The sequence below is a fragment of the Halobacillus sp. BBL2006 genome, assembly GCF_000786645.1.
GTDB lineage: Bacteria > Bacillota > Bacilli > Bacillales > Halobacillaceae > Halobacillus.
On record NZ_JRNX01000789.1, the window covers coordinates 1 to 624 of the forward strand.

The window sequence follows — 624 nt, forward strand, 5'->3', positions numbered from 1 at the left end:
ATAAAAGATATGGCTGGTTTGATGAAGCCTGAAGCCGCCTATCAGCTGATTTCTACATTAAAGGATGCCGTTGATATTCCGATTCACTTGCATACGCATGATACGAGCGGAAATGGAATTTTCACTTATTCCCGTGCAGTAGAAGCAGGTGTTGACGTTGTTGATGTAGCTACGGGTTCGATGGCTGGACTAACGTCACAACCGAGTGCCAACAGCCTCTACTATGCATTGGAAGGCAATGAGCGCAAGCCTAACGTAAATATAAAAGCTTATGAAGAATTAGGCCATTATTGGGAAGATACAAGAAAGTACTATCACGATTTTGAAAGTGGAATGATGGCTCCTCATACAGAAGTGTATGAACACGAAATGCCTGGAGGACAGTATAGTAACCTTCAACAGCAGGCGAAGGCTGTAGGGCTAAATGACAGGTGGGGAGAAGTCAAGAAAATGTACCGTCGCGTCAACGATATGTTCGGAGACATCGTAAAGGTAACTCCTTCATCAAAAGTTGTTGGAGATATGGCGCTGTTCATGGTACAAAATGAGCTTAGTGAAGACGATGTTTACGATCGTGGAGATTCTCTTGATTTCCCAGACAGTGTCGTAGAGTTTTTCCAAGGG

Annotated in this window: 1 pseudogene; it reads left to right on the forward strand. The window is 43.8% G+C overall.

Annotated elements, in window-relative coordinates:
* A pseudogene (locus LD39_RS19695) lies at positions 1-624 on the forward strand (pyruvate carboxylase); the annotation flags it as partial.